Origin of the sequence: Marinobacterium stanieri, from assembly GCF_900155945.1 — a bacterium.
GTDB lineage: Bacteria > Pseudomonadota > Gammaproteobacteria > Pseudomonadales > Balneatricaceae > Marinobacterium > Marinobacterium stanieri.
The window spans coordinates 90690-111504 of the sequence record NZ_FTMN01000006.1 but is presented as its reverse complement, the minus strand read 5'-3'; the positions used below and the strand labels follow the sequence as shown (position 1 = coordinate 111504).

Here is a 20815-nt window from a genome sequence, read left to right as displayed (position 1 = left end):
TCAGTGCCCTTATCCACAGGTCGATCATGCAAGGAGACCCCATGAGCCTACTGACACGCTGGCCCCGCAATCAGCTCTGCCTTTCCGACGAAGAGCGCCGTCATGCGGTCAATGCAGTGGAGCAGGCGTTTGCAGCGACGCTGGAATCGCTCAAGGTGGATATCGGCCTGAAAGAGATGTTTGAAGAGATCTACGTGCCGCTGGCGGCCTGGATTCTGGCCCGGCAACGGCGTCAGGAAGGGCCGCTGGTGCTGGGCATCAATGGTGCCCAGGGCGCCGGCAAATCGACCCTGTTCAACCTGCTGGAGGTCATTCTGGGTGAAGGCTTCGGCCTGCGCGTGGTGGGGTTTTCCATCGATGATCTGTACAAGACCCGCGCTGACCGTGAACTGTTGGCTGAGTCCGTGCACCCGCTGTTGGTCACACGTGGTGTACCCGGCACCCACGACGTTGATCTGGGCGTCGAGATCATCGACAGCCTCTGTGCCGATGATCCTGATCGCATCACCAAGATCCCGGTGTTCGACAAATCCATTGATGACCGCTGTCCCGATTCCGTCTGGCAGGAATGGGTCGGTGGTGCAGATCTGATCGTGTTCGAGGGTTGGTGTGTCGGCGCCCAGCCGCAATCTGAAGCTGAGCTGGCTGACCCGGCTAACGTGCTGGAACGTGACGAAGATACAGACGCCGTCTGGCGTACCTACGTGAACGAACAGTTGAAAGGGCCTTACAAGGCACTGTTCGAACGTCTGGATATGCTGCTGATGCTGTGTGTACCGAGTATGGATGCAGTATATGAGTGGCGTTCGTTGCAGGAGAAGAAGCTGGCGGAGCGGGTACGCTATATCTATGACACCCAGCAGCCCACGGATCACCTGCGCATCATGAACGAGGACGAAATCCAGCGCTTTATTCAGCACTATGAGCGCCTGACACGTGCCATGCTGGAGCAGATGCCGGAGCAGGCGGATGTCACCCTGTTCCTCAACGAGAACCACAAGATAGCCGATATCCGCGTACTCAAGCCCCTGCGGGATTGCTGATTATACTCAGTCGCTTAGATCGGCAGCAGCGTGGTTGAGGCGATGCCATGCACCACCGTGTTGATGGCGCGGTTGGTGGAGTCCGAGACGATGCGCGCCATCATGTCCTGGTGTGCAATCAGTTTGCCGAGGAGGCGCTCAAAGCTCAGGTTGGCCGGGCTGTTGCTGAGCAGGAAAGGCGTACCGTTGGGCTGGCGGTAGGTGTTCAGGCGCCAGGCTACGGCTTCCAGGTTGCGTGCCGAGTTGTAGAGCTTCTGCTGGTCGATCTCGTTCAGCATGTAGAACTCGTCGCGGTAGTTGTAGGACGCATGCAACATACCGGTGATACCGATCATCAGCGCGAATACCCGGTCACCCTTGAAATCGGCATCAAAGGCCAACGGGATCGCCTTCTCTGCGTACAGGTTATTCAACTCGGCGTGGCGAATGGGGCGCGGCGACCCCAACAACAATTCCAGGCGGCGGGATACCGTCATGCCGGGTACCTTGGCCAGTTCACGCGGGTTACGCTTGTACAGCTTGATAGTCAGTTCGCGTGCCAGCTGGTTGACGGTTTCGATATGCAGATCGGTGACCATGTCGATCTCCGACTTGGCCAGATTCTTGAGTTGAAACGGGCGAGGCTTGCCAGTGGTGGTACAACCGCCGAGCAGCAAGCTGGCGCTCAGAACCAGCAGCAAGGCGGTGCGTATCGGCTTCAATGTCATCGTCCTGTTCTCCACTGCCGTAAAATCGGTGAAAATGCCTCACCCGTGATCAGGGGCAGTATAACCCCCAAGCCATGCTTTATAGTATTGGCCTGTAGCAAACGACTGGAGATAGCGATGAGTGAATCCTCTGAAATCAGTGCCCTGCGCCGGGAATATGTTGCGGCAGGGTTGCATCGGGAGCAGATGCAGGCAGACCCCATGCTGCAGTTTGAAGACTGGATGCAGGCTGCGCTGACCGCACACCCGGATGACGCCACCTCAATGACATTAGCCACCGCTGATGCCGAGGGCTGGCCCAGTGCACGCATCGTACTGCTCAAGCGCTATGACGAATGCGGCTTCTGCTGGTTCACCGATTTCCGCAGTGAAAAGGGCCAGCAGCTGGCGCAGAATCCCAAGGCAGAGTTGCTGTTCTACTGGCGTGGCCTGGAGCGTCAGGTACGTATCCGTGGTCGGGTTGAACAACTGCCCTTCGCTGATGGCGAAACCTATTTCCACCAGCGCCCGCGTGGCAGCCAGCTCAGTGCCGCCGTGTCTGACCAGACCCAGCCCATCGATCACCGAATTACCCTGGAGCAGCGGGTCGCCAAACTGGACGACGAATATGCCGATCAGGTCGTGCCCTGTCCGGAAACCTGGGGTGGTTACTGCCTGGTGCCGGAGCATTTCGAGTTCTGGCAGGGCCGTGAAAACCGTCTGCACGACCGTTTCCGGTATACTCTGGCCGCCGATCAATGGCGTCTGGAACGCCTGCAACCCTGAGGACCAGCTGTGAACATTACCCGCGACACCCATGTCAGCTTTCATTACGCCCTTGAAGGCACGGATGGTGAAGTACTGGACGGCTCCCGTGATGCCGAACCGCTGACTTACATCCACGGCCACCGCCAGATCGTGCCAGGTCTTGAACAGGCACTGGAAGGGCGAGCTGCGGGCGATACCTTCCGTCAGGAAGTGCCGCCTGAGCTGGGCTATGGCGAACGGGATGAAAGCAAGGTGCTCGAACTGGATCGAGAAGCTTTCGCCGGCATGCCGGGCCTGAAAATCGGCCTGTTCTGCCAGATCGAAGACGAACAGGGCGAAATGCGTTTGGGCAAAGTGGTTGCGCTGGACACACGCGAAGTTCGTGTGGATACCAACCATCCCTTTGCCGGCCAGACCCTGGTGTTCGATGTTGAGGTTGTGGCCGTGCGTGCTGCAACCGAGCAGGAACTGGCTGGCTCTGACCGCTAAATCACCCCAATATCCAGGATCGACCCGAACCGGTTAGCTCCCGGTTCGGGACACCTTTTCCCGCCACTGCAACTCACCGATCTGCACATTCAACCAGTCGAAGCCAATTCGACGTGCCACGGCTGATGCGCCATCCAGGCTTTTGAACTCACGTTCATGTTTGGAGCGCTGCAAGTTCAGCGTCACCACATCCTGATCCCGAGTGATGAATTTCAATGTCCAGCCGCGTGACATTGAGATCGGAATCGCCTGACAGGATTCAAACACTCCCGCCTTGAATAACAACTTGATTTCCTTCTCTTGCATTGTCTTAGTTCTTTTTTGATTAATTTTTAATCGATATTGATCATTATATTTACAGTTATGATTAATGGCAAATAAATATCCCCACTTGCTGGTCTGTATCTCATTGAAATAAAAGGATTTTTATTGCCCGGGCGCAGTTTTTTTGGATACAGAAGGAAATGGATCTAAGCCTATGATTTACATGGTTTTTTATTTTCACCCTGGTTAGATTGTTTGGTTATTTAAATATGTTTCTGATATGTATTTAATGAATATTGATGTGTCTCTATTAAATTGTGATTAGTCAATAAATAATTAAGATAATTTGAAGCCGAATTTGAGCCAAACAAGGAGAAGTGGGAAGTGAGAAGAGAGCGGGGAGGAGCGTATGGAGTACAGCTGCAGCCAGGAAGCCGCCTGCTGTTATCAAGCAGCTTCAGGCTGAGAACGGGGGATCAGGGCCTTCAGTCCGGTGGCTATGGCGTCATCAGCTGTGATGGTCAAGCAGGGATAAAACGGGGGAGCAGGGCAGACAGAACCTGTCTGCCGAAGGAAGAATCAGAAATGATCAGTTTTCGCGGGTGGCTTCCAGACGGGCTTTCAGAGCGGCCTCGACAGCATCGAGTTTGCTCTGCATCTGGGTGGTGGAGCTTGAGTCTGCATTGGAGGGTGAGTACTGGAACATGTCGAGCATTTCGACCAGGAAGCTTTCCTCATTCATCTTGCTCAATTGCTCCGCAGTCCACTGTTTGCGCTGGTACATGGATGAGCTCCTTGTATTGAGTTGTCATACTCAGATATGGCTCAGAAATTGACGAGAATCAAGCTGGAATAGGGCTTTAAGGGGGTGTTTAAAAAATGAACAAGCTCTGTTGAGCCAAGTCAATAGTCCCCAGTCTTTATGGGAGTAATCTGACCCTAACATTAGATGCAAGCGATAAAGGTGATTGCTATGTTCGGGATCGATGCTTACAGCTTTGGTACTCTCTGGCCCAGCCTGCTGGGTGTTGCCGGTATGGCAGCTGCGATGATCTGGGGCTTTATCAAGGTGCGCAAGTTGATGTCTGAAGACGCGCACAAGCACGGTAAATAAGCTCTGCAGATCTGTCTGGAAGCCCCCGCTGAATGCGGGGGTTTTTGTTTCTACTCCCCGCCAGCGACTCTGATACCATATCCCGGTGAATTCATCCGCTGGAGTTGCTGTGTCCCGCCCTCAAAGCTACCAGATCCCCTTGGCCGAAGCCGAGGCCGAGATCGAAATCAAGAAAAGCCGTTTTATTGCCAGCCTGAAACCGGTTCAGTCCGAGGCCGATGCCAAGGCATTCATTGAGCTACAGCGACAGCGCTTTCCGGGCGCCAACCATCACTGCTGGGCATTTGTGGCGGCTGAACCTTATGCGTTAACCGGGCTGGGCAGTAGTGATGATGGCGAACCCTCAGGTACCGCCGGGCGGCCCATGCTGGCTGTTCTGACAGGAGCCGATGTGGGGCAGGCCTGCGTGGTGGTGACCCGTTTCTTTGGCGGCACCAAGCTGGGGACCGGCGGGCTGGTGCGGGCCTATTCCCAATCTGTGCGTGCCGTGTTGGCAGAAACCGAGATGCAGCACTGTGAACCCCAGGCGCAATACCAATTAACCTATGGCTATGGGCTGACCGGGACAGTGGAAGGGCTGCTGAACCGCTTTGACGTCAGCATACGTGACCAGCAGTTTGCCGAGCAGGTTCAGCTGGCCTGTTCCCTGGACCTGAACCGGTGCGAGCAGTTCGAGGCTGAGGCCGCCGAGCTGCTGCATGGTGAAGCCACAATCAAGCGACTGGATGACAGTGTTTAACCGTTCGCGTGTACCCACTCCAGCAGCGAGCGTTCGAAAACAGTAAGAGGCGTCGGTCTTGGCATTCTTTCCGGCAGGCTGAGGCCGCTGATCATAAGCACGAATACATAGCGCTCGCCCGAAGCGGTATCCATGTAGCCTGCCAGATTTCGGGAGCCATTCACGGTGCCGCTTTTAGCCTGGATAGCGCCTGCCAAAGGTGGTTTGCGGGTGCTGCGTCGGTACTTGAGGGTGCCGTTCTGTCCACTGACCGGCAGCGCGCTGTGGCTGATCATCTGCGGATGTTCGGCCAGCCAGCGCAACAGTTGAGCCAACTGGCGTGCCTGTACCAGGTTATCGCGGGACAGGCCTGAGCCGTCTTCCATACGGGCCAGCGTCAGGTCGATACCGGTCTGCTCGGTCAGTATCTGCTTCAGTTTACGCTCGCCGAGGGCAAAGCTGCCTGCCTGGCCATCCAGCGCACCCAGATTCTTGAAAGTCAGGTCGGCAATCAGGTTGTCCGAGTCCTGCAACATGGTCGCCAGCAACTCGCCAAGGGGGGCCGAGTGGACTTCAGCCACCGGTTGCCACTGCGGGTCGCGCTGGCCAAATTTGATATCACCGCGCAGTACAATGCCAAGACGGGTCAGTTCCTGCTGCACCACGGCCCTGCCGTAGGCAAAGGGATCGTTGACGGCAAAGTTGAGCGGCAGCACTTCACGCTTGCTATTGATGCAACCGCTTAAATGGTAACGGTTGCCGGGGCCAAGCCGGGCTTCCAGGCTGCACAGTGATTCCCGCATCTGCTCGGGCGGCATCGCCTCGACATCCGAAGTAACCTCAACCGGCTGATGAGCGGGGACAAAGAAGCGGGCCGGGCGATTGTCGCCTCGGCTTGTCAGACTGGCGGCGACACAGTTGCCCTCCAGAGTCAGGGCTGCTGCCGGTGCGCTGTAACAGACGCCCAGGTTATTCCAGGGCCAGCCGATGGCGCGATCATAGCCGCTGAAGTGGCTGGTATCGAGCAGCAGGTCGCCCTTGATCTCACGGACCTTGCGTTGGCGAAGGTTGTCTAATAAGTCAGCCAGCTGGCGGCGGGTCAGATCTGGAGCGCCGGTGAACTCCAGCAGCCAGTCACCATGCCACTGGCCACCTGTTTGCTGACCTCGACTCCATAACCCGGTGGTAAAGCGATAGTCGGGTCCCAATGACAGTTCAGCGGCGCTGGCCGTAAACAGTTTGAGGGTACTGGCGGGCGGTAAAAAGCGATCGTCCCGGTAGTGTATCTGCAAGGGTGCGCTGGCACTGAGCGGCTCCACCACCAATGCGACCTGACTGCCTTCCGGGGCCTGGTCGATCAGGTTTTTCCAGTCGCTGGCGTGGACAAGCGGTGCCAGGATCAGGAGGATAAGAAAGCGTAGCAACATGATCGTCTGTCCTGCTGTGAACCTGAGCCTCATTCTGCCAGAGGGGAGGGAGGCATGACAGGAAAATGCAACTGCGGAGAGCAGATGACTGACGCCATAAGCCCCAACCCCCTGATACCCGAGCTGCTGGACCTGCTGCGCGGTGCCCCTGAGGGGATCAGTGAATTTTCCCTGATGAAGGGACTGGAAACCCACCCTGCCTTTGCCGAACTGGCAGACGACTACCAGCTGCGCCTGTTTCAAAAGCATTTCATGATCATGCATGGTCTCTACAGCCTGCAATCGCGGTTGTGGTATGAAGAGGGGCTGCGGCTGGAAATCTCGCCTTTGAGCGTGCGTCTTTATATCGACCCTGTGCCCATCGCTGAACAGAGTGCTGACCTGCCGGATCAGGAAAACAAACTGCGTGCCTACTACCTGGACTGGCAGCAGCTGGAACAGACCAGCGCCGAGGATGTGCGTCGTCTGATGAAAGGCTTTGCCATGCAGTGTGCCGATCCGGATGTGCGTCAACGCGCTTATGAAACCCTGGGCCTGGAAGCAGGCGCGTCTGCCGAAATGGTGCGCAGCCGTTACCGGCACCTGGCTGCCCAGTGTCACCCGGACAAGGGTGGCGACAGCGAGGTCTTTATTGAAGTCCGGCGCGCCTACGAATTCCTGCGCAATGCGCAACGGTCCTGAACAGCGGTCGTAAAGAAATGTAAAAGGCGCTGTGATTGCGGGAACAATTCTCTACTATTAGCGCTCACAGGGCCGAGTTCTTTTCAACCAGATCAGGGAGCAGATGTGCGCGTCTATTTGATGTTGCCCCTTGTGGCACTTTTGAGTGCCTGCAGTACCCCACCTTCATTACAGCCACCCGTACCTGACATTCAGGACAGCTGGCAGGCTGAAGCCGATATTGGCAACGCCAGTCCCGGTTGGCTCAACACCCTGCAAGATCCCGCCCTTGAAGGCCTGGTTGAAGAAGCAATGAACAATAACCCGGGGCTGGCGGCTGCAAGCCAGAGCCTGGTTTCAGCTCGACAGCAATGGCTCGCCACTGGCGCCGATGCCTATCCGCAACTGTCACTGGAGCTGGGTGCACGGCGACAGGAAAACACGGATCGCTCCGACTCCTTGAGCCTGAACCTGAGCTGGACCCCTGATATCTGGGGCGAGATGGACGCGCGCACTCAGCAGGCCGCCTTTACCTACGCCGCGGCAGAAGCGGCGCTGGAAGAGCAGCGCGAAGAGCTGGTGGCTGATGTGAGCCGCACCTGGTTTGAAATCCAGGAAGCGCGGCTGCTGCTCGAACTTTATACCCGCCGCCATGACACCCTGGAACAGAGCCTGGATATCATCGAGTCCGGTTACCGTCAGGGCTTGAACGAAGCGCTGGATCTGTACCTGGCGCGGAACAACGTCAACTCTGAAGCGGCCCGGCTGGAACAGCAACGCCAGACACTGAGTGAGCTGCAGCGCGACCTGGAGCAAACACTGGGTCGCTACCCTGCCGCCGAATTGAGCAGCAGTGGTTCTTTGCCGTTGCTGGATGCCGAAGTGCCGGCGGGTATGCCGGCGGATGTGCTGCGTCGTCGCCCCGATCTGCAGCAGGCATGGCTGCGTTTGCTGGCGCGTGACGCCGCCTTGGCGGCGGCCCATCGCGACCGTTTTCCCAGCTTGACCCTGAGTGCTGCCGAGGGTGGCAGCAGTGATGCGCTCAGTGATCTGCTTCGAACCGGAAACCTGGCCTGGAGCCTCGGGGCATCACTGACCCAAACCCTGTTCGATGCTGGCCGCAAGGAGGCTGTGCAGGCCCAGGCTCTGGCTGACCGGGCAGAGCAGGAACAGCTCTGGCTGGAGGCGGTGTATGCAGCACTGACCGAAGTTGAAAATGCCCTGTCTGAGCGGCGCAGCCTGCACAATCGTTACCAGCTGTATCTCAAGGCCGAGCAGAATGCACTCAATGCCGAGGCGCTGGCGTTCGAGCAGTACCGCAATGGTCTGGAAAGTTTTACCACAGTACTCGAGGCCCAGCGGCGCTCGCTGGATGCCCAGACCAATGTCATCAATCTGCGCCTGCAGCTGCTGCACAACCGTATCGAACTCTATCGCGCACTGGGCGGACGCTTCAGTGCCGACACGACTGCTGAACCGGAGCCGGACACCCCATGATCAAACGCCTACTGCCGTTTTTCGTTATTGGCCTGCTAGGCTTTGCCAGCTGGCAGATTACCCAGAATCCGCCCCAGGCCCAGCGTGGCGCTCCGCCCGAGCCCAAACGTATCAGTGTGGAAGTGCTGCCGATTGAAATGGACAGCTTTCATATTCAGGTGCGCAGTTACGGACGTATAGAGCCCCGAACACAGAGCACGCTGCTGCCACAGGTTGCAGGTGAGGTGGTCTGGCTCAACCCGGATTTCCGCGCCGGTGGCTTCTTTGAAGCGGGTGAAGAACTGATTCGACTGGATGAGCGTGATTACGAAGCGGATCTGGCCCAGGCTGAAGCCACCCTGATGAGTGCGCGTCAGGCACTGGCAGAAGAGGTGGCACGCAGTGCCCAGGCGGCTGCCGACTGGAAACGGCTCGGTAATGCCGGTGAAGCGCCTCCGCTGGTGCTGCGCAAACCCCAGTTGAGTGCTGCGCAGGCGACGCTGGCGTCGGCTGAAGCGGCGGTAAAACAGGCTCGACTGAATCTGGAGCGCACCCATATTCGCGCTCCTTATGCCGGACGTGTGCTGGAAAAATCCGTTGACCTGGGGCAGATCGTCTCAAGCGGAACAACTCTGGGCAGCATCTACGCGGTTGATGTGCTGCAGGTGCGTCTGCCCCTGCAAAACCGTGATCTGGGCTATCTGGAGCTGCCCGAGGAATACCGCGTCAAAGGAGTCACGCCGGTTCAGCCCAAAGTGGCGATCCACTCTGATCTGATCCGACCGGAAACCTGGCAGGGCAAGGTGGTTCAGACCGAAGGTGCCATCGATGAAGACAGTCGTCAGCTGCATGTGCTGGCACAGATTGAAGACCCTTACGGCGAGAAAGCAGTAGATCGCATCCCGCTAAAAGTGGGGCAATATGTCACGGCGGCCATTGAAGGCGTGCAGGTTGAAGACGCGATCGTGATTCCCAACAAGGCGATCTATCAGGGCAGCTATGTCTATGTGGTGGAAGAGGGCGTGCTGCAGCGCCGCGAAATCGACGTAGCCTGGCAGGATGACACCCAGGCCTTGATCGAAAAGGGCCTGAAAACAGGGGACAGGCTGGTACTGACTTCATTGGGGCAGGTGGTATCGGGTACACCGGTCAGAGTGCAGGGCGATTCCGCCAGGGTCGCCAAGCCCACTGAGGGGCAGCCTGATGGAGACCGCTCATGATCGCCTGGTTTGCCCGCAACCACGTGGCCGCCAACCTGCTGATGGTCAGCATTCTGTTTGCCGGCTTGATGTCACTGAAGCTCAATATTCCGTTGGAAATTTTCCCCAGCTTTGAGCCGGATTCAATCAGTGTGCGCATCAGCCTGCGCGGTGCCACGCCCGAAGATGCCGAGCTGAGTCTGGCGACCCGGGTCGAGGAGTCGGTCAGTGACCTGGAGGGTGTGGAAGAGATTCGCAGCCGCTCGGTGGAAGGCGGGACCACTGTTACCATAGAAGTGGATAAGGGCTATGACCCGCGCGAGTTGCTGGCGGATGTGAAATCCCGGGTCGACGAAATCGGTACTTTCCCCGCTGAAGCCGAAGAGCCGGTGATTGCACTGGCCACGTTCAAGCGTGATGTGATAACGGTGTCCGTGGCGGGCGATCTGAGTGAGCATGAACTGCGCAGCTATGCCGAGCAGGTACGTGATGACATTCTGCAACTGGATGGCGTAACCCAGGCCGAGCTGGATGGCGTGCGCAGCTATGAGATCGGTGTCGAGATCTCCCAGGATCAGTTGCGTGCCTATGACCTGACCCTGGCGCAGGTGGCCGAGCGTATATCCTCCAGCTCGCTGGACCTGTCCGCCGGTAACATCCGCACCGATGGCGGCGATATCCTGATTCGCTCCAAGGGCCAGGCCTACAGCCGTGACGAGTTTGAAAACGTCATCATCAAAACCCATCCCGATGGCAGCCTGCTGCGCCTCGGGGACCTGGCCAGCGTCAGTGACGGCTTTGAAGAAACAGCCTTGAGAACCCGCTTTAACGGTCAGCCGGCGGCGATGATCGAGGTCTATCGCGTGGGTAACCAGAGTGCCATCGCGGTGGCGGATGCAGTTAAAAACTATATTGCCGAGCAGCAGTCCCTGCTGCCCGAAGGCCTGCATCTGGGCTACTGGGACGATGATTCCGAAATCGTCAAAAGCCGTATCAATACACTGACCACCAATGCCATTCAGGGCGGGGTGCTGGTCCTGCTGCTGCTGACCCTGTTCCTGCGTCCTTCTATCGCCTTCTGGGTGTTCATTGGCATTCCGGTGAGCTTCATGGGTGCCTTCCTGTTGATGCCGGTATTCGGGGTCACCCTGAACGTGCTGTCTCTGTTCGGGTTTATTCTGGTACTGGGGATCGTGGTGGATGATGCCATTGTCACCGGTGAGAATATCTACAGTCACCTGCGTGGTGCCGAGTCGGGTCTTCAGGCGGCAATTCGAGGCACCCAGGAAGTGGCGGTGCCGGTGACCTTCGGGATTCTGACCACCATTGCCGCATTCCTGCCGATCGCGTTTATCGAAGGCCATCGTGGCGCCTTCTTTGCCCAGATTCCGGTGGTGGTCATCCCGGTGCTGCTGTTCTCGCTGATCGAGTCCAAGTTCGTGCTGCCGGCCCACCTCAAGCATCTGAAGCTGCGCCATGAAAATGTCGAAAGCCAGGGCCGACTGGCCAAACTGCAGCAAGGCTTTGCCGATGGGTTTGAACGACTGATCGTGCGTTACTACAAGCCCTTGTTGGGTGTGGCGTTGCGCAACCGTTTGACTACGCTGGCGCTGTTTATCGGCGTGTTCATGCTGATCATGTCGATGGTCACGTCCGGCTGGACCCGCTTTGTATTTTTCCCGCGCGTGCAGGGTGATACCGCACGTGTAACGCTGACCATGCCCAGCGGCACCCCCTTTGAAGTGACCGACCGTCACATCTTTCGCATGGTGGAAGCGGCTCGTGAGCTGCAGGATGATTACCGTGATCCGGCCACCGGTGAAAGCGTGATCATGAATATCTATTCCACCACCGGCTCCGGCGGCAGTGCCGAAGTGGGCCGAGTGCGTTTTGAGCTGGTGCCTTCGGAAGAGCGTGAGGTGGAGATCAGCACGCGCCAGATCGTCAGTGAGTGGCGCCAGCTGATCGGACCGATCCCGGGTGCAGAAACCGTTGCCTTCCGCGCCGAGATTGGCCGCGGTGGTGATCCGGTGGATATCCAGCTGCGTTCGACACGCATCCAGGACCTGGAAGCCATGGCGGATCAGGTGAAAGAACGGCTGGCTACCTATCCGACGCTGTACGACATTGCCGATAACCTGTCTGATGGCAAAGAAGAGCTGCAGCTGGAGTTGACCGAGCAGGCACACCTGCTGGGGCTGACGCGCAGTGACATCATCCGTCAGGTGCGACAGAAATTCTTCGGTATTGAGGTGCAGCGCGTACAGCGTGGCCGTGATGATGTGCGCGTGATGGTGCGCTTGCCCCTTGAGGAGCGCCAGGCCATTGCCGGCTTGCGCGATGTCTTGATCTCCACCTCCACCGGTCAGGTGCCACTGGACTCGGTAGCACGGCTGGTGCCGGGGCAGAGCCCTTCGGCGATCTACCGTGTGGATCAGCAGCGCACGGTAAGTGTGGTAGCAGACATGGACAAGGAAAGCACTAATACCACGGTGCTGAACCGGGATCTGAGCGAGTTCCTTACAGAGCTGGTGCGGCAGTATCCGGGCTCGTCCTACAGCCTGGAAGGGGAAGCGCGTGAACAGCGTGAATCCTTCACTTCATTGGCGATCGGTCTGGGTTTTGTCTTCTTTGCCATCTACAGCTTGCTGGCGATTCCGTTCCGCTCCTACCTGCAGCCGCTGATCGTGATGTCGGTGATTCCCTTTGGTGCCATCGGTGCCATCATTGGCCACTGGATCATGGGGATGGATCTCACCATCATGAGCCTGCTGGGCTTGATGGCCCTGATCGGTGTGGTCGTGAACGACAGCCTAGTGTTGGTGGACTTTACCAACCGGCGCCGCCAGGAGATTCAGGAAGCAGGTGAGCACTCACATTTCGAGGCGACCCTGCAGGCGGTACTGGTCGCGGGGGTGGCCCGTTTCCGCCCGGTCATGCTCACCTCGTTGACCACCTTTATCGGCCTTATGCCGCTGCTGTTCGAAAAGGCGGTACAGGCACAGTTCCTGATTCCCATGGCGGTTTCGCTGGGCTTTGGCATTATCTTCGCAACACTGGTAACGCTGATTATGGTGCCGGTGAACTTCATGCTGCTGGAGGATCTGCGCCGCCTGGCACGACGCCTGTCTGGTCAGGCCAAAACCACCGACACGGCCACTCACTGAGTGGCCGTCGGGTCCCCGGCTGCGGAGGGCGTTGGTGTAAAGCGCTGATGCAGCCAGGCCAGTGCCAGCAGGGCCAGCCCCAGTCCCATGAAGGAAGCGACGCGCCAGAGACCGGTCAGGTCTGACATGTCCACCAGGAACAGCTTGGCGACCACGACCAGCAACAGCGCCATGCCGCCTCTATACAGGTTGCGCCGCTGCAGCCAGTTACCCAGGATCATGGCCGCCGAGGCCAGCAGCAACCAGACGATTGAATAGGTGTACAACTCGCCATCCGATGTGGGGTTGGCCAGATTGACACTGCCACCCTGCCAGAGATGGCGAATCTCCAGTGATACAAACAGCAGCAGGCTCAGTCCGGATGCCAGTGCCATCCAGCGTCCCAGCGCATGCGGCAGCTGACGCCAGAGCACCAGCAATAGCAGGCAGGGCAAGCCATAGCTGAGCAGCAGCAGGTTCCAAATGGGGGTATCGCTCAGCGGTGAGCTGCTCCACATCGGATTTTCCCGCAACAATACAATCAGCACATGGTTGGCGGCGGCCGCCAGCAGGTGAAGACTGGCAATGATCTGGTAGAAACGTTTCAGATGACGGCTGAGCGTTGCGCGCCAGAGGTAGACACAGCCTGCCGTACCCCAGATCAGAGTGTTCAGGCTGGCTTCGATGAAGCCATACTGCTGGCGGAAGATGTCGCCGTCATACAGCCAGTAACGTACTTCTGCTGCCAGCGTCAGCACCAGCAAATGAGCACCGGCCCCTTGCAGCCAGGCCGTCATTTTGTCGTCGTTGCGAAGAATCCAGGCACCTGCAAAGGCACAGGCTGTAGCACCGCCGTAAGTCCAGAGCGACCAGTGCGTACCCATATCGTAGCTGAGCAGCCAGGGGTTAAAGGTCAAACGGCAGACCACCACCGCCAGTAACAGTCGAATCACCCAAGGCAACAGGCTTAGCTGGAAACGCTGTTGCAGCAGCGACAGACTGACCAGTTGCAGCGCCAGGGCAAGGGTGAGCGTGGCATCGGTGAACCAGATTACAGCGGCTAGTGACAGGCCCAGATGCGCCCCGCTGAACAGGGCTGTTTTGATCAGGTCATTGCCACCGCGCTCCAGCGCCAGCCGTGCCAGTGCCAGGTAACTCAAGCCCAGGATCAGTGCAGCACCACCCCAGGCCCAGTCAGCACTGAACGCGGTAAACAGGTAGTACCCCATCGCCAGCATCAGCAACGGAGTAAAACAGCCCAGCGTAACCCAGAAGCCCGGGTGTTCGATCCGACGCTGCAGCAGCCAGGCCGCTGCGGCCGTGTACAGCAACGTCAGCATGACAAAGCGGGACACCAGTGCTGCCTGAGTATCGGCATCAGGCGGGGTGAAAATCAGTTGATCACCCATATAACTCAGCATGGGCATGACCACTGCAAGTGCTGTGGCGATCAACATTAACGCGGGTAAAGGGTTCAGCAGTGGTCGACGGCTGGCCACCAGCAGAAGCAGTGCCGGCAGCAACAGCAGGGTTGGGTAGGCTGCCTGAGGGACTCCTTCCGTCGCCAGGGTATAGCCCTGCGCCAGCGTAATCAGCCCCAGCGTCGGAATGACTGGCCAGTGGGCCGACTCTCGTACTCCCTTGAGACGGTTCAGCCAGTTGGCTGTTGGGGTTTCGGTTTGCGTCAGTAGCCAGTCATAACCGGGCACGGCCAGGAACAGATATGCCAGTGCCAGCAGGTAGGCCGAGCGAACGCCGTCTGCCGGGCTGGCGCCCAGGCTCAGCAGCCACCAGAACAGGCTGCCGCCAATCACGCCCAGCCAGAGCCAGCGGCGCTGCACATAGCCGAGCAACCAGAGAGACGCCAGAGTCAGAATGCCGATATAGACCAACGCCAGCTCGATATTGCCGCTGCCGGTGTTGACCAGAATGGGTACCAGGTATCCACCCAGCATGCCCAGCGCGGCCAATATGGGACCGTGCCTCAGTGCGAGCACCAGGGTGGCAAAAGAGACCAGTGCCATGGCAAGGAACAGCAGCCCCGGCGCGATACCCGGCAATAGTTTGAAGGCCGCGAAAAGGGCGGAGTAGAGGATGATACTGGCACCGCCAGCCAGCGCGGCAAATACGTTGTTCTGGCCCTGGCGTCGTCGTAGCCACTCGGCCAGTACGTGCAAGCCTGCGCCCACCAACAGGGATAGAATCACCCTTGCTTCGGGCCCCAGCAGGCCCTGCTCTATGGAATAACGCACCATAAAGACACCGGCAAGGCCCACGCAAAGGCCACCCAGCCAGGTCATCCAGTGCTCGCGAATACTGGCCTGAAGCCGATCAAGGAACCCGGGCTGCGCCGGTGTTGTATCCACTACAGGCTTGGTGGAACCCTCACTGGAGGGGCTGGTATAGGGAGAGGTGTTGGCCGTTGGCCCCCAAGTGGTGACAGGCTCGGGCGCAGGTGAGGCTGCTGCGTAGGCTGTGTCAGATTCGGCTGTTAGGTCGGCAGAATCTTCGGGCTCTGGGGGAGGGGGAGTCTCTGCGCTTTGCGGTGGTGGTTCGGCCTGCTGTGGGCGGGCCGCAGTCTGCCCGACCCCCTGGTTTTCATAGTGGGCCAAACGGTTGTGCAGGTGCTGTATCTCCTGGCGCAATTGATGCGTATTCAACCAGGCGCGTATGCCCAATATTGAGCCAAGCAGCAGAAACAGCGGAAACGCCAGCAGTAACAGCCAAAGGGCATCCATTCAGATTCTCCGTCCCAGTGCCACCCAGGTGGCAGTCCATATGCTGCTGACTATACTTTAGGCAGGCCCCTTTACCAAAGCAAAGCCTCAGGGGGAATCATGGTGAATCCGGTACTGCCACAGGTCCTGAGTGAAATCAGACAACATCCGGAAGGCGTAAGTGAGTACTACCTGATGCAGCAGCTCGAGCATCAACACCTGTTCGAGGACTTGCATGCAGAAGGCTCTCTGGCGCTTTATCGCAAGCACTTCATTATCATGAACGCGCTCTATGATCTGCAGAATGTGCTTTGGGACGAGGAGCAGCGTGTACTCAGCATTTCGCCCATGCATATAGAATTGCATGAACCGGGTACCGACTGGGAAGGCTATAACCCCAACCCTGATCTCAGCACCTACTATCTTGATTGGCACAACTTTGAAACCACAACGGCAGAAGACGTGGAAACACTGATGCAGTCCGTGTCCGGCACGCGCCATTAATGTCATTACGTCCCTTTTGAGCTAAGGGTTAAGCAGACCGGCCAAATGGCCGGTCTGCTTTCATCGTCTTCAGTCTTCGATCTCACCTGTTTCCAGGCGCTTGCGGTGGATGGCCTGCAGTTTGTACAGGGACTGCTGCAGTTCAAAGAACCCGTGCCAGTGAGCGTAGTCCGGTCCGGCCATCATGGCGCCGTGTCGGGCGCGGCGGCCTTCGTGATGCCAGAGGTGGTAGAAGGTGATCTGGAATTCATCGGTCCAGGGGTTTTCCTTCAACAGGCCCTTGGCTTCCAGCTCATCCAGCATCTTCTTGGCCGGGTCGTAATATTCCACGTTGTAGAGTTTAACCGCCTTATCACCCTGGGTGAAAAAGCCTTCGGTATGGGAGTCGCCGTGGCAGGAGCCGCATACGGCTTTCATTTCCTCACGGCCCTGGGGGCCGTTGCCCAGTAATGGGCTGAGAACATCGGTGGAGTTACGCACTTCCGAACGCTTGGCCCAGAGGTTCCAGTACAGACGCTGGCTGATATTGTGTGTCGGCGCCAGCTCGCCAACGCCACTCATGTGGCAAGTGGCACAGGTGGGAGCACGGTAGTCGCCAGGCTCCCAGGCATCTGCCGGCGCATCCCAGTTCCACTCATGGCCTTCGGCGGCAAACACCTGGCCGTGCTTGCTGTTTTCGAACACCTCAATGTCCGGGTGGTCCGGTCCCAGGTGGCAGCTGGCACAGGCCTGTGGCTTGCGCGCTTCGGCAATGGAGAAGCGGTGGCGGGTATGGCAGGCACCGCAGTTGCCGGTGGAACCGTCCGGGTAGATATTACCCATGCCGGAGTTGGGCCAGGTGCTGGGGTCCGGCTTGCCGCCCTCCAGCAGTTTGATTTCGGTGCCGTGGCACTGCATGCAGCCGGTTTCGCCCGGTGCGTTGCCCAGTTCCGGGTTGTCACGCCCTTCATGGAATTTGACCAGCGCATGCAGGCTGTCCTTGGGAATGATCTGGCGGTAGGCACGGAAGTGGCCACTATGGTTGAACTCGGCCTGTTCCTGAGAGTGGCAACGGCCACAGGTATCCGGTGAAACCAGCGGAGAAATATACACATTCTGCAACCCTTCCTGGTTGTGCAGCTGGGCATCAGGTTCCCCCTTGCTGGCCGCATGGCAGTCATTACAGCCGACGCCAACATGACTGTGGCGGCTGTTTTTCCAGTCAGCGACCACACCGGGGTGTTCCTCCTGGTGGCAGCTGACGCACTGCTTGCCCAGCTCGGTCAGGCTGCGGCTGAAGGCCAGGGAGCGTACTTCCGGGTTGATTTCGATGCCTTCACTGGTAGCCGATACACCAAGCGACGGGATCAGCAGGGTCAGCAGGCAACTCAAAAGCAGGGGCAATCGGAGGTTCATCGGGGTTCTCCTTATCCGTCGGTAGCCGCAAGAGGGGAAGAGGGCAGGTTGCGTTCCAGGTCGGTATGACCCACGCGGTGGCAGTCGATACAGGTTTTATCGATGGTGCCGAGAAAGTAGGGTTTGTGGGCAACAAACTGAGCATTATCCAGCTCCGAGCCCTGCTGCAGGTTGTTGTGGCACTTCAAGCAGCCCCAGTCATAGACGAATTCGTTCGCACGGGCCCGCTTGGCATGCCAATCCACATCTTCGGCGCCCAGCACAAATTCCTTCCAGACATCCCAGGCACCATTGCGGGCTTTCATCCAAAGGTAATTGACGGTGCTGTCATGGGGCAGGTGGCAATCGGTACACTCGGCCTGGATGCCGGTGGTGGAGCGTCCGCCATGTGGGTCGCGCAGAAAGGAGGCTTGCATGGGCTTCATGCTGTGACAGCTGCCACAGAATTCCTGCCCCGAGGTGAGGTGCAGTGCCTTGTCGGTGAGGGCCCAGGCCAGCAGAGAACCACCGCCCAGCAGGGCCAGTATGAGTAGCGCCTTGATCCAGAACATCTGCCGATATCCTTATTCAATGCAGGTTTATTATTATGTTCATCGCAGCTTAGACAAGGCTGGCAGAATTGCCAGTCCACTTGTCAGTCTGTTGATCTGCGTTCAGACTGGGAGCCGAATGACGAGGACCTGATTGATGAAACAGACATCCCTGCTTGGCCTGCTGCTGAGTTGCCTGCTGTTCCCTGCCGTTTCCGTGGCCGATGAAAATGCCGGTTTCCTGCAAAAGATCTATCTGTCCTTTTGTGTGAAACACCTGGAAAACTATGGAACCCTGAGAGCCCAGCTGGAGCAGCAGGAGCTGCCCAAACTGCCGCCTGAACAGGCGCGGGCCTTTTTGCATAACAAACCGGGCGATGCCTGGCCAATCCCTTTCAAAGGGCAGTTCGGCTTTTTTGTGATGGCGCTGCCTGAAGGCGACCAGGAATGCCGGGTCATGGCGCGCGCCGGTGATGCTGCGGCCAACCGACGCTGGTTTGCACGTATGGCCGAGCAGGCACCGGCTCCGCTTCAGCCCAGTATGCTGGCAGATGACCAGCTGGAATATCCGTTGAGCGGCCCGTCCGGCCGTTTATCCTGGCAGTGGGCAACCGAGCATGCCCAGCGCAGTCTGGTTCTTACCCTGATCACTGCCCAGGAGCCGGAGGCACCCATTCAGGCGCAGGTGTCGCTGACACTGGCCAACCGTTGAGACTAACGTGCCCAAGATATCCAATGCAGTTGACCTGCCTGAACATGAAATTGAACTCAATGCCATCCGTGCACAGGGCGCGGGTGGGCAGAACGTTAACAAGGTATCCAGCGCTATCCACCTGAGGTTTGATATCCAGGCCTCCTCCCTGCCGGCCTTCTACAAGGAGCGCCTGCTGGGGCTGAGTGACAGCCGCATATCCAGTGATGGCATCATCGTCATCAAGGCGCAGCAATACCGTACCCAGGAACAGAACCGTGAAGATGCTTTGATGCGTCTGGTCGAACTGATTCGAAATGCGGTCAAAGTGGAAAAGAAACGCCGCCCCACCAAACCGACACGCAGTTCGCAGCGCAAGCGTCTGGATAAGAAAAAGCAGCGCGGCAATATCAAGTCCATGCGGGGCAAAGTTGGCCTTTGATACAGATTGATCGTTTTATCCGATCATAATCCGCCACTTTTTCCCGTTCATCATTAAGAGAATCGATCTCACAATACTGGCATATCTGATCAACACGGCAATAAGCTTAGAGGAGGCCAGACATGTCCGATCGCACAATTAATCGCCGTATCCCTGCCCGAGAAAGCCGCGATGGCGCCGGTGTGCGTTTGCTGCGCAGTCTGGGACGCTCGGCGCATCACCGCATCGATCCCTTTTTGATGCTGGATAATTTCTTCTCGGATAATCCGGATGATTACATTGCCGGCTTCCCGGCCCACCCGCACCGCGGTTTTGAAACCGTTACCTATATGCTGGATGGGCGCATGCGCCACCGTGACCATCTGGGGAATGAAGCCGTGCTGGAAAGTGGTGGTGTGCAGTGGATGACAGCCGGGCGTGGCGTGATTCACGAAGAGATGCCGGAACAGGAAGAGGGGCTGATGCGCGGTTTCCAGCTTTGGGTCAACCTGCCTGCAGCGGAAAAGATGACGCCCGCGCGTTACCGTGATTTCAATGCTGATGAGATTCCCCAATACGAAGATGCTGTCACGGGAGCAAGGATCAAGCTGATCGCCGGCGAGATTGAGATTCACGGTGAGCCGCTACAGGGTGCAGTAAAAGGCATCAGCCGTAATCCCTTGATGCTGGACCTGCGATTGCCGGCCGGTGCCGAATTGCGCCTGCCTCTGGCAGATGAGCGAGCCGGCTTTGCCTACCTTTTCGAGGGTGAGGCTCAGTTGGGAGGCCAGCCGTTAAACCTGAATGAAGCCGCAGAGCTGGGCAGTGGTGATCAGCTTCATTTCACGGCCGGTACTGAAGGCGCATCGATTTTGCTGCTGGCGGCCCAGCCCATTGCCGAGCCTGTCGCCCAGTATGGTCCTTTTGTGATGAACACCATGGCCGAGGTGGAGCAGGCGATCGAGGACTACCAGGCCGGTCGTCTGGTGTGATCAGCGTTTGGACTTTTTGGCCGGCTTGAGCTGCTCGATCCAGCGCGGGTCCAGTGATGGCTGATCAGCTTCCAGGCCCTGTGCCAGCATCTTGTCACGGTGACTTGCGCTCTCCTGCTGGAGATCATGCAGCTCGCTCTGGTTGTTCTCCAGCCGGTACATCTGTTCCAGACCCTGATGATAAAAGCGCATGACACGCATGGCGGTGGGGTTATCGCGTTCAACTCCGGCCTTCACCTCATGCAGGATGTTGGTCACGCTCATCAGGCTGCGTTTGAGCTGCCAGCCGTATTTGGCCTCATCCATCCATGGCTGATGCCAGTAGTAGAGTTTGAATATGGCGGTGGTCACCAGTACACCTGCCAGTACGCCCCCCAGGTTCCAGACAAAATTACCGCCTTCCGGGCTGCCGAATACCCTGACGCTTAGAGTGGCCAACGCCATTGCCACCAGGGCAAAGGTCAGCATGATGATCATATTGCTTTTGCGTGTGGCCTGACGGTAGTGCTCGGGGTCACGGCTTTCCAGCGTAAATATGTCCGACATTCGATTGTCTCTTCAGAGCAGGGCTAGAC

The 20815-nt window shown here is 58.0% G+C and carries 21 protein-coding genes; 13 read left to right on the top strand and 8 right to left on the bottom strand.

Annotated features, from left to right (window positions below; all coding sequences use genetic code 11):
- The first annotated feature begins 41 nt into the window (after positions 1 to 41).
- Complete coding sequence (locus BW956_RS13990) at positions 42 to 1043, top strand: hypothetical protein (RefSeq protein ID WP_076463303.1); 1002 nt, start codon at positions 42 to 44, stop codon at positions 1041 to 1043.
- Between the two features lie 14 nt (positions 1044 to 1057).
- Here BW956_RS13990 and BW956_RS13985 read toward each other — a convergent pair whose 3' ends face one another.
- Positions 1058 to 1750, bottom strand: coding sequence for a hypothetical protein (locus BW956_RS13985; RefSeq protein ID WP_076463301.1), 693 nt, complete (start codon positions 1748 to 1750; stop codon positions 1058 to 1060).
- Between the two features lie 117 nt (positions 1751 to 1867).
- On the opposite strand from BW956_RS13985, the gene pdxH reads away from it, so the two are divergent.
- Together pdxH and BW956_RS13975 are read left to right on the top strand one after the other, a co-directional pair.
- A complete protein-coding gene (gene pdxH / locus BW956_RS13980) occupies positions 1868 to 2515 on the top strand; it encodes a pyridoxamine 5'-phosphate oxidase (RefSeq protein ID WP_076463298.1) in 648 nt (215 codons plus the stop codon).
- Positions 2516 to 2524: 9 nt separating this feature from the next.
- Complete coding sequence (locus tag BW956_RS13975) at positions 2525 to 2986, top strand: FKBP-type peptidyl-prolyl cis-trans isomerase (protein ID WP_076463296.1); 462 nt, start codon at positions 2525 to 2527, stop codon at positions 2984 to 2986.
- Positions 2987 to 3019: 33 nt separating this feature from the next.
- Here the strand turns inward: BW956_RS13975 and BW956_RS13970 are convergent, their stop codons facing one another.
- Both BW956_RS13970 and BW956_RS13965 read right to left on the bottom strand, forming a co-directional pair.
- A complete protein-coding gene (locus tag BW956_RS13970) occupies positions 3020 to 3292 on the bottom strand; it encodes a hypothetical protein (RefSeq protein ID WP_010322593.1) in 273 nt (90 codons plus the stop codon).
- A gap of 547 nt (positions 3293 to 3839) precedes the next feature.
- Positions 3840 to 4034, bottom strand: coding sequence for a hypothetical protein (locus BW956_RS13965; RefSeq protein ID WP_076463295.1), 195 nt, complete (start codon positions 4032 to 4034; stop codon positions 3840 to 3842).
- Between the two features lie 189 nt (positions 4035 to 4223).
- Between BW956_RS13965 and BW956_RS22470 the strand changes: the two genes are divergently transcribed.
- Positions 4224 to 4364 (top strand): hypothetical protein, encoded by a 141-nt coding sequence (locus BW956_RS22470; RefSeq protein WP_175612017.1) that lies wholly within the window; start codon positions 4224 to 4226, stop codon positions 4362 to 4364.
- Positions 4365 to 4473: 109 nt separating this feature from the next.
- Entirely contained in the window at positions 4474 to 5103 is a 630-nt protein-coding gene (locus BW956_RS13960) for a YigZ family protein (protein WP_010322591.1), read from the top strand.
- Here BW956_RS13960 and dacB read toward each other — a convergent pair.
- Positions 5100 to 6509: a D-alanyl-D-alanine carboxypeptidase/D-alanyl-D-alanine endopeptidase gene (gene dacB, locus BW956_RS13955; protein WP_076463294.1), complete on the bottom strand. Its 1410-nt coding sequence runs from the start codon at positions 6507 to 6509 to the stop codon at positions 5100 to 5102. The genes BW956_RS13960 and dacB overlap by 4 nt on opposite strands.
- 84 nt (positions 6510 to 6593) lie before the next feature.
- Here dacB and BW956_RS13950 point away from each other — a divergent pair, with 84 nt between their 5' ends.
- From BW956_RS13950 to BW956_RS13935, 4 genes are all read left to right on the top strand, one after another.
- Complete coding sequence (locus BW956_RS13950; protein ID WP_076463293.1) at positions 6594 to 7190, top strand: DNA-J related domain-containing protein; 597 nt, start codon at positions 6594 to 6596, stop codon at positions 7188 to 7190.
- Between the two features lie 105 nt (positions 7191 to 7295).
- Positions 7296 to 8666 (top strand): efflux transporter outer membrane subunit, encoded by a 1371-nt coding sequence (locus BW956_RS13945; RefSeq protein WP_139327192.1) that lies wholly within the window; start codon positions 7296 to 7298, stop codon positions 8664 to 8666.
- Positions 8663 to 9865, top strand: a complete 1203-nt coding sequence (locus BW956_RS13940; protein WP_076463291.1) for an efflux RND transporter periplasmic adaptor subunit — start codon at positions 8663 to 8665, stop codon at positions 9863 to 9865. The genes BW956_RS13945 and BW956_RS13940 overlap by 4 nt, the downstream gene beginning before the upstream one ends.
- Entirely contained in the window at positions 9862 to 13011 is a 3150-nt protein-coding gene (locus BW956_RS13935; RefSeq protein ID WP_076463290.1) for an efflux RND transporter permease subunit, read from the top strand. Before BW956_RS13940 ends, BW956_RS13935 begins: the two co-directional genes overlap by 4 nt.
- Here the strand turns inward: BW956_RS13935 and BW956_RS13930 are convergent.
- Positions 13005 to 15728 carry a DUF2339 domain-containing protein gene (locus BW956_RS13930; RefSeq protein ID WP_076463289.1) on the bottom strand — a complete coding sequence of 908 codons (2724 nt, stop codon included), beginning with the start codon at positions 15726 to 15728 and terminating at the stop codon, positions 13005 to 13007. The genes BW956_RS13935 and BW956_RS13930 overlap by 7 nt on opposite strands.
- Positions 15729 to 15827: 99 nt before the next feature.
- Between BW956_RS13930 and BW956_RS13925 the strand changes: the two genes are divergently transcribed.
- Positions 15828 to 16211 (top strand): DNA-J related domain-containing protein, encoded by a 384-nt coding sequence (locus tag BW956_RS13925; RefSeq protein ID WP_010322584.1) that lies wholly within the window; start codon positions 15828 to 15830, stop codon positions 16209 to 16211.
- Between the two features lie 69 nt (positions 16212 to 16280).
- Here BW956_RS13925 and BW956_RS13920 read toward each other — a convergent pair whose 3' ends face one another.
- A complete protein-coding gene (locus BW956_RS13920) occupies positions 16281 to 17606 on the bottom strand; it encodes a multiheme c-type cytochrome (RefSeq protein ID WP_076463288.1) in 1326 nt (441 codons plus the stop codon).
- 11 nt (positions 17607 to 17617) lie between these two features.
- Positions 17618 to 18157: a cytochrome c3 family protein gene (locus tag BW956_RS13915; protein ID WP_076463286.1), complete on the bottom strand. Its 540-nt coding sequence runs from the start codon at positions 18155 to 18157 to the stop codon at positions 17618 to 17620.
- A 136-nt stretch (positions 18158 to 18293) separates the two neighbouring features.
- On the opposite strand from BW956_RS13915, the gene BW956_RS13910 reads away from it, so the two are divergent.
- The 3 genes from BW956_RS13910 to BW956_RS13900 all read left to right on the top strand — a co-directional run bounded on the left by BW956_RS13910 (position 18294) and on the right by BW956_RS13900 (position 20240).
- Positions 18294 to 18848 (top strand): NMCC_0638 family (lipo)protein, encoded by a 555-nt coding sequence (locus tag BW956_RS13910; RefSeq protein ID WP_076463284.1) that lies wholly within the window; start codon positions 18294 to 18296, stop codon positions 18846 to 18848.
- A 7-nt stretch (positions 18849 to 18855) separates the two neighbouring features.
- Positions 18856 to 19269 (top strand): alternative ribosome rescue aminoacyl-tRNA hydrolase ArfB, encoded by a 414-nt coding sequence (gene arfB / locus BW956_RS13905; protein WP_076463281.1) that lies wholly within the window; start codon positions 18856 to 18858, stop codon positions 19267 to 19269.
- A gap of 122 nt (positions 19270 to 19391) precedes the next feature.
- The gene (locus BW956_RS13900) at positions 19392 to 20240 is read left to right on the top strand and encodes a pirin family protein (protein ID WP_076463279.1); all 849 of its coding nucleotides are present in this window, start codon (positions 19392 to 19394) and stop codon (positions 20238 to 20240) included.
- On the opposite strand, the gene BW956_RS13895 is transcribed toward BW956_RS13900, so the two are convergent.
- Entirely contained in the window at positions 20241 to 20786 is a 546-nt protein-coding gene (locus tag BW956_RS13895) for a DUF3087 family protein (RefSeq protein ID WP_083703080.1), read from the bottom strand. It abuts the gene before it with no gap.
- Positions 20787 to 20815 lie beyond the last annotated feature (29 nt).

Excerpts from the sequence above, each read along its gene's own strand:
- BW956_RS13990 (WP_076463303.1), top strand. The coding sequence starts at position 42 with ATGAGCCTACTGACACGCTGGCCCCGCAATCAGCTCTGCCTTTCCGAC.
- BW956_RS13985 (WP_076463301.1), bottom strand. The coding sequence starts at position 1,750 with ATGACATTGAAGCCGATACGCACCGCCTTGCTGCTGGTTCTGAGCGCC.
- pdxH (WP_076463298.1), top strand. The coding sequence starts at position 1,868 with ATGAGTGAATCCTCTGAAATCAGTGCCCTGCGCCGGGAATATGTTGCG.
- BW956_RS13970 (WP_010322593.1), bottom strand. The coding sequence starts at position 3,292 with ATGCAAGAGAAGGAAATCAAGTTGTTATTCAAGGCGGGAGTGTTTGAA.
- BW956_RS13965 (WP_076463295.1), bottom strand. The coding sequence starts at position 4,034 with ATGTACCAGCGCAAACAGTGGACTGCGGAGCAATTGAGCAAGATGAAT.
- BW956_RS22470 (WP_175612017.1), top strand. The coding sequence starts at position 4,224 with ATGTTCGGGATCGATGCTTACAGCTTTGGTACTCTCTGGCCCAGCCTG.
- dacB (WP_076463294.1), bottom strand. The coding sequence starts at position 6,509 with ATGTTGCTACGCTTTCTTATCCTCCTGATCCTGGCACCGCTTGTCCAC.
- BW956_RS13950 (WP_076463293.1), top strand. The coding sequence starts at position 6,594 with ATGACTGACGCCATAAGCCCCAACCCCCTGATACCCGAGCTGCTGGAC.
- BW956_RS13940 (WP_076463291.1), top strand. The coding sequence starts at position 8,663 with ATGATCAAACGCCTACTGCCGTTTTTCGTTATTGGCCTGCTAGGCTTT.
- BW956_RS13935 (WP_076463290.1), top strand. The coding sequence starts at position 9,862 with ATGATCGCCTGGTTTGCCCGCAACCACGTGGCCGCCAACCTGCTGATG.
- BW956_RS13930 (WP_076463289.1), bottom strand. The coding sequence starts at position 15,728 with ATGGATGCCCTTTGGCTGTTACTGCTGGCGTTTCCGCTGTTTCTGCTG.
- BW956_RS13925 (WP_010322584.1), top strand. The coding sequence starts at position 15,828 with ATGGTGAATCCGGTACTGCCACAGGTCCTGAGTGAAATCAGACAACAT.
- BW956_RS13920 (WP_076463288.1), bottom strand. The coding sequence starts at position 17,606 with ATGAACCTCCGATTGCCCCTGCTTTTGAGTTGCCTGCTGACCCTGCTG.
- BW956_RS13915 (WP_076463286.1), bottom strand. The coding sequence starts at position 18,157 with ATGTTCTGGATCAAGGCGCTACTCATACTGGCCCTGCTGGGCGGTGGT.
- BW956_RS13910 (WP_076463284.1), top strand. The coding sequence starts at position 18,294 with ATGAAACAGACATCCCTGCTTGGCCTGCTGCTGAGTTGCCTGCTGTTC.
- BW956_RS13900 (WP_076463279.1), top strand. The coding sequence starts at position 19,392 with ATGTCCGATCGCACAATTAATCGCCGTATCCCTGCCCGAGAAAGCCGC.
- BW956_RS13895 (WP_083703080.1), bottom strand. The coding sequence starts at position 20,786 with ATGTCGGACATATTTACGCTGGAAAGCCGTGACCCCGAGCACTACCGT.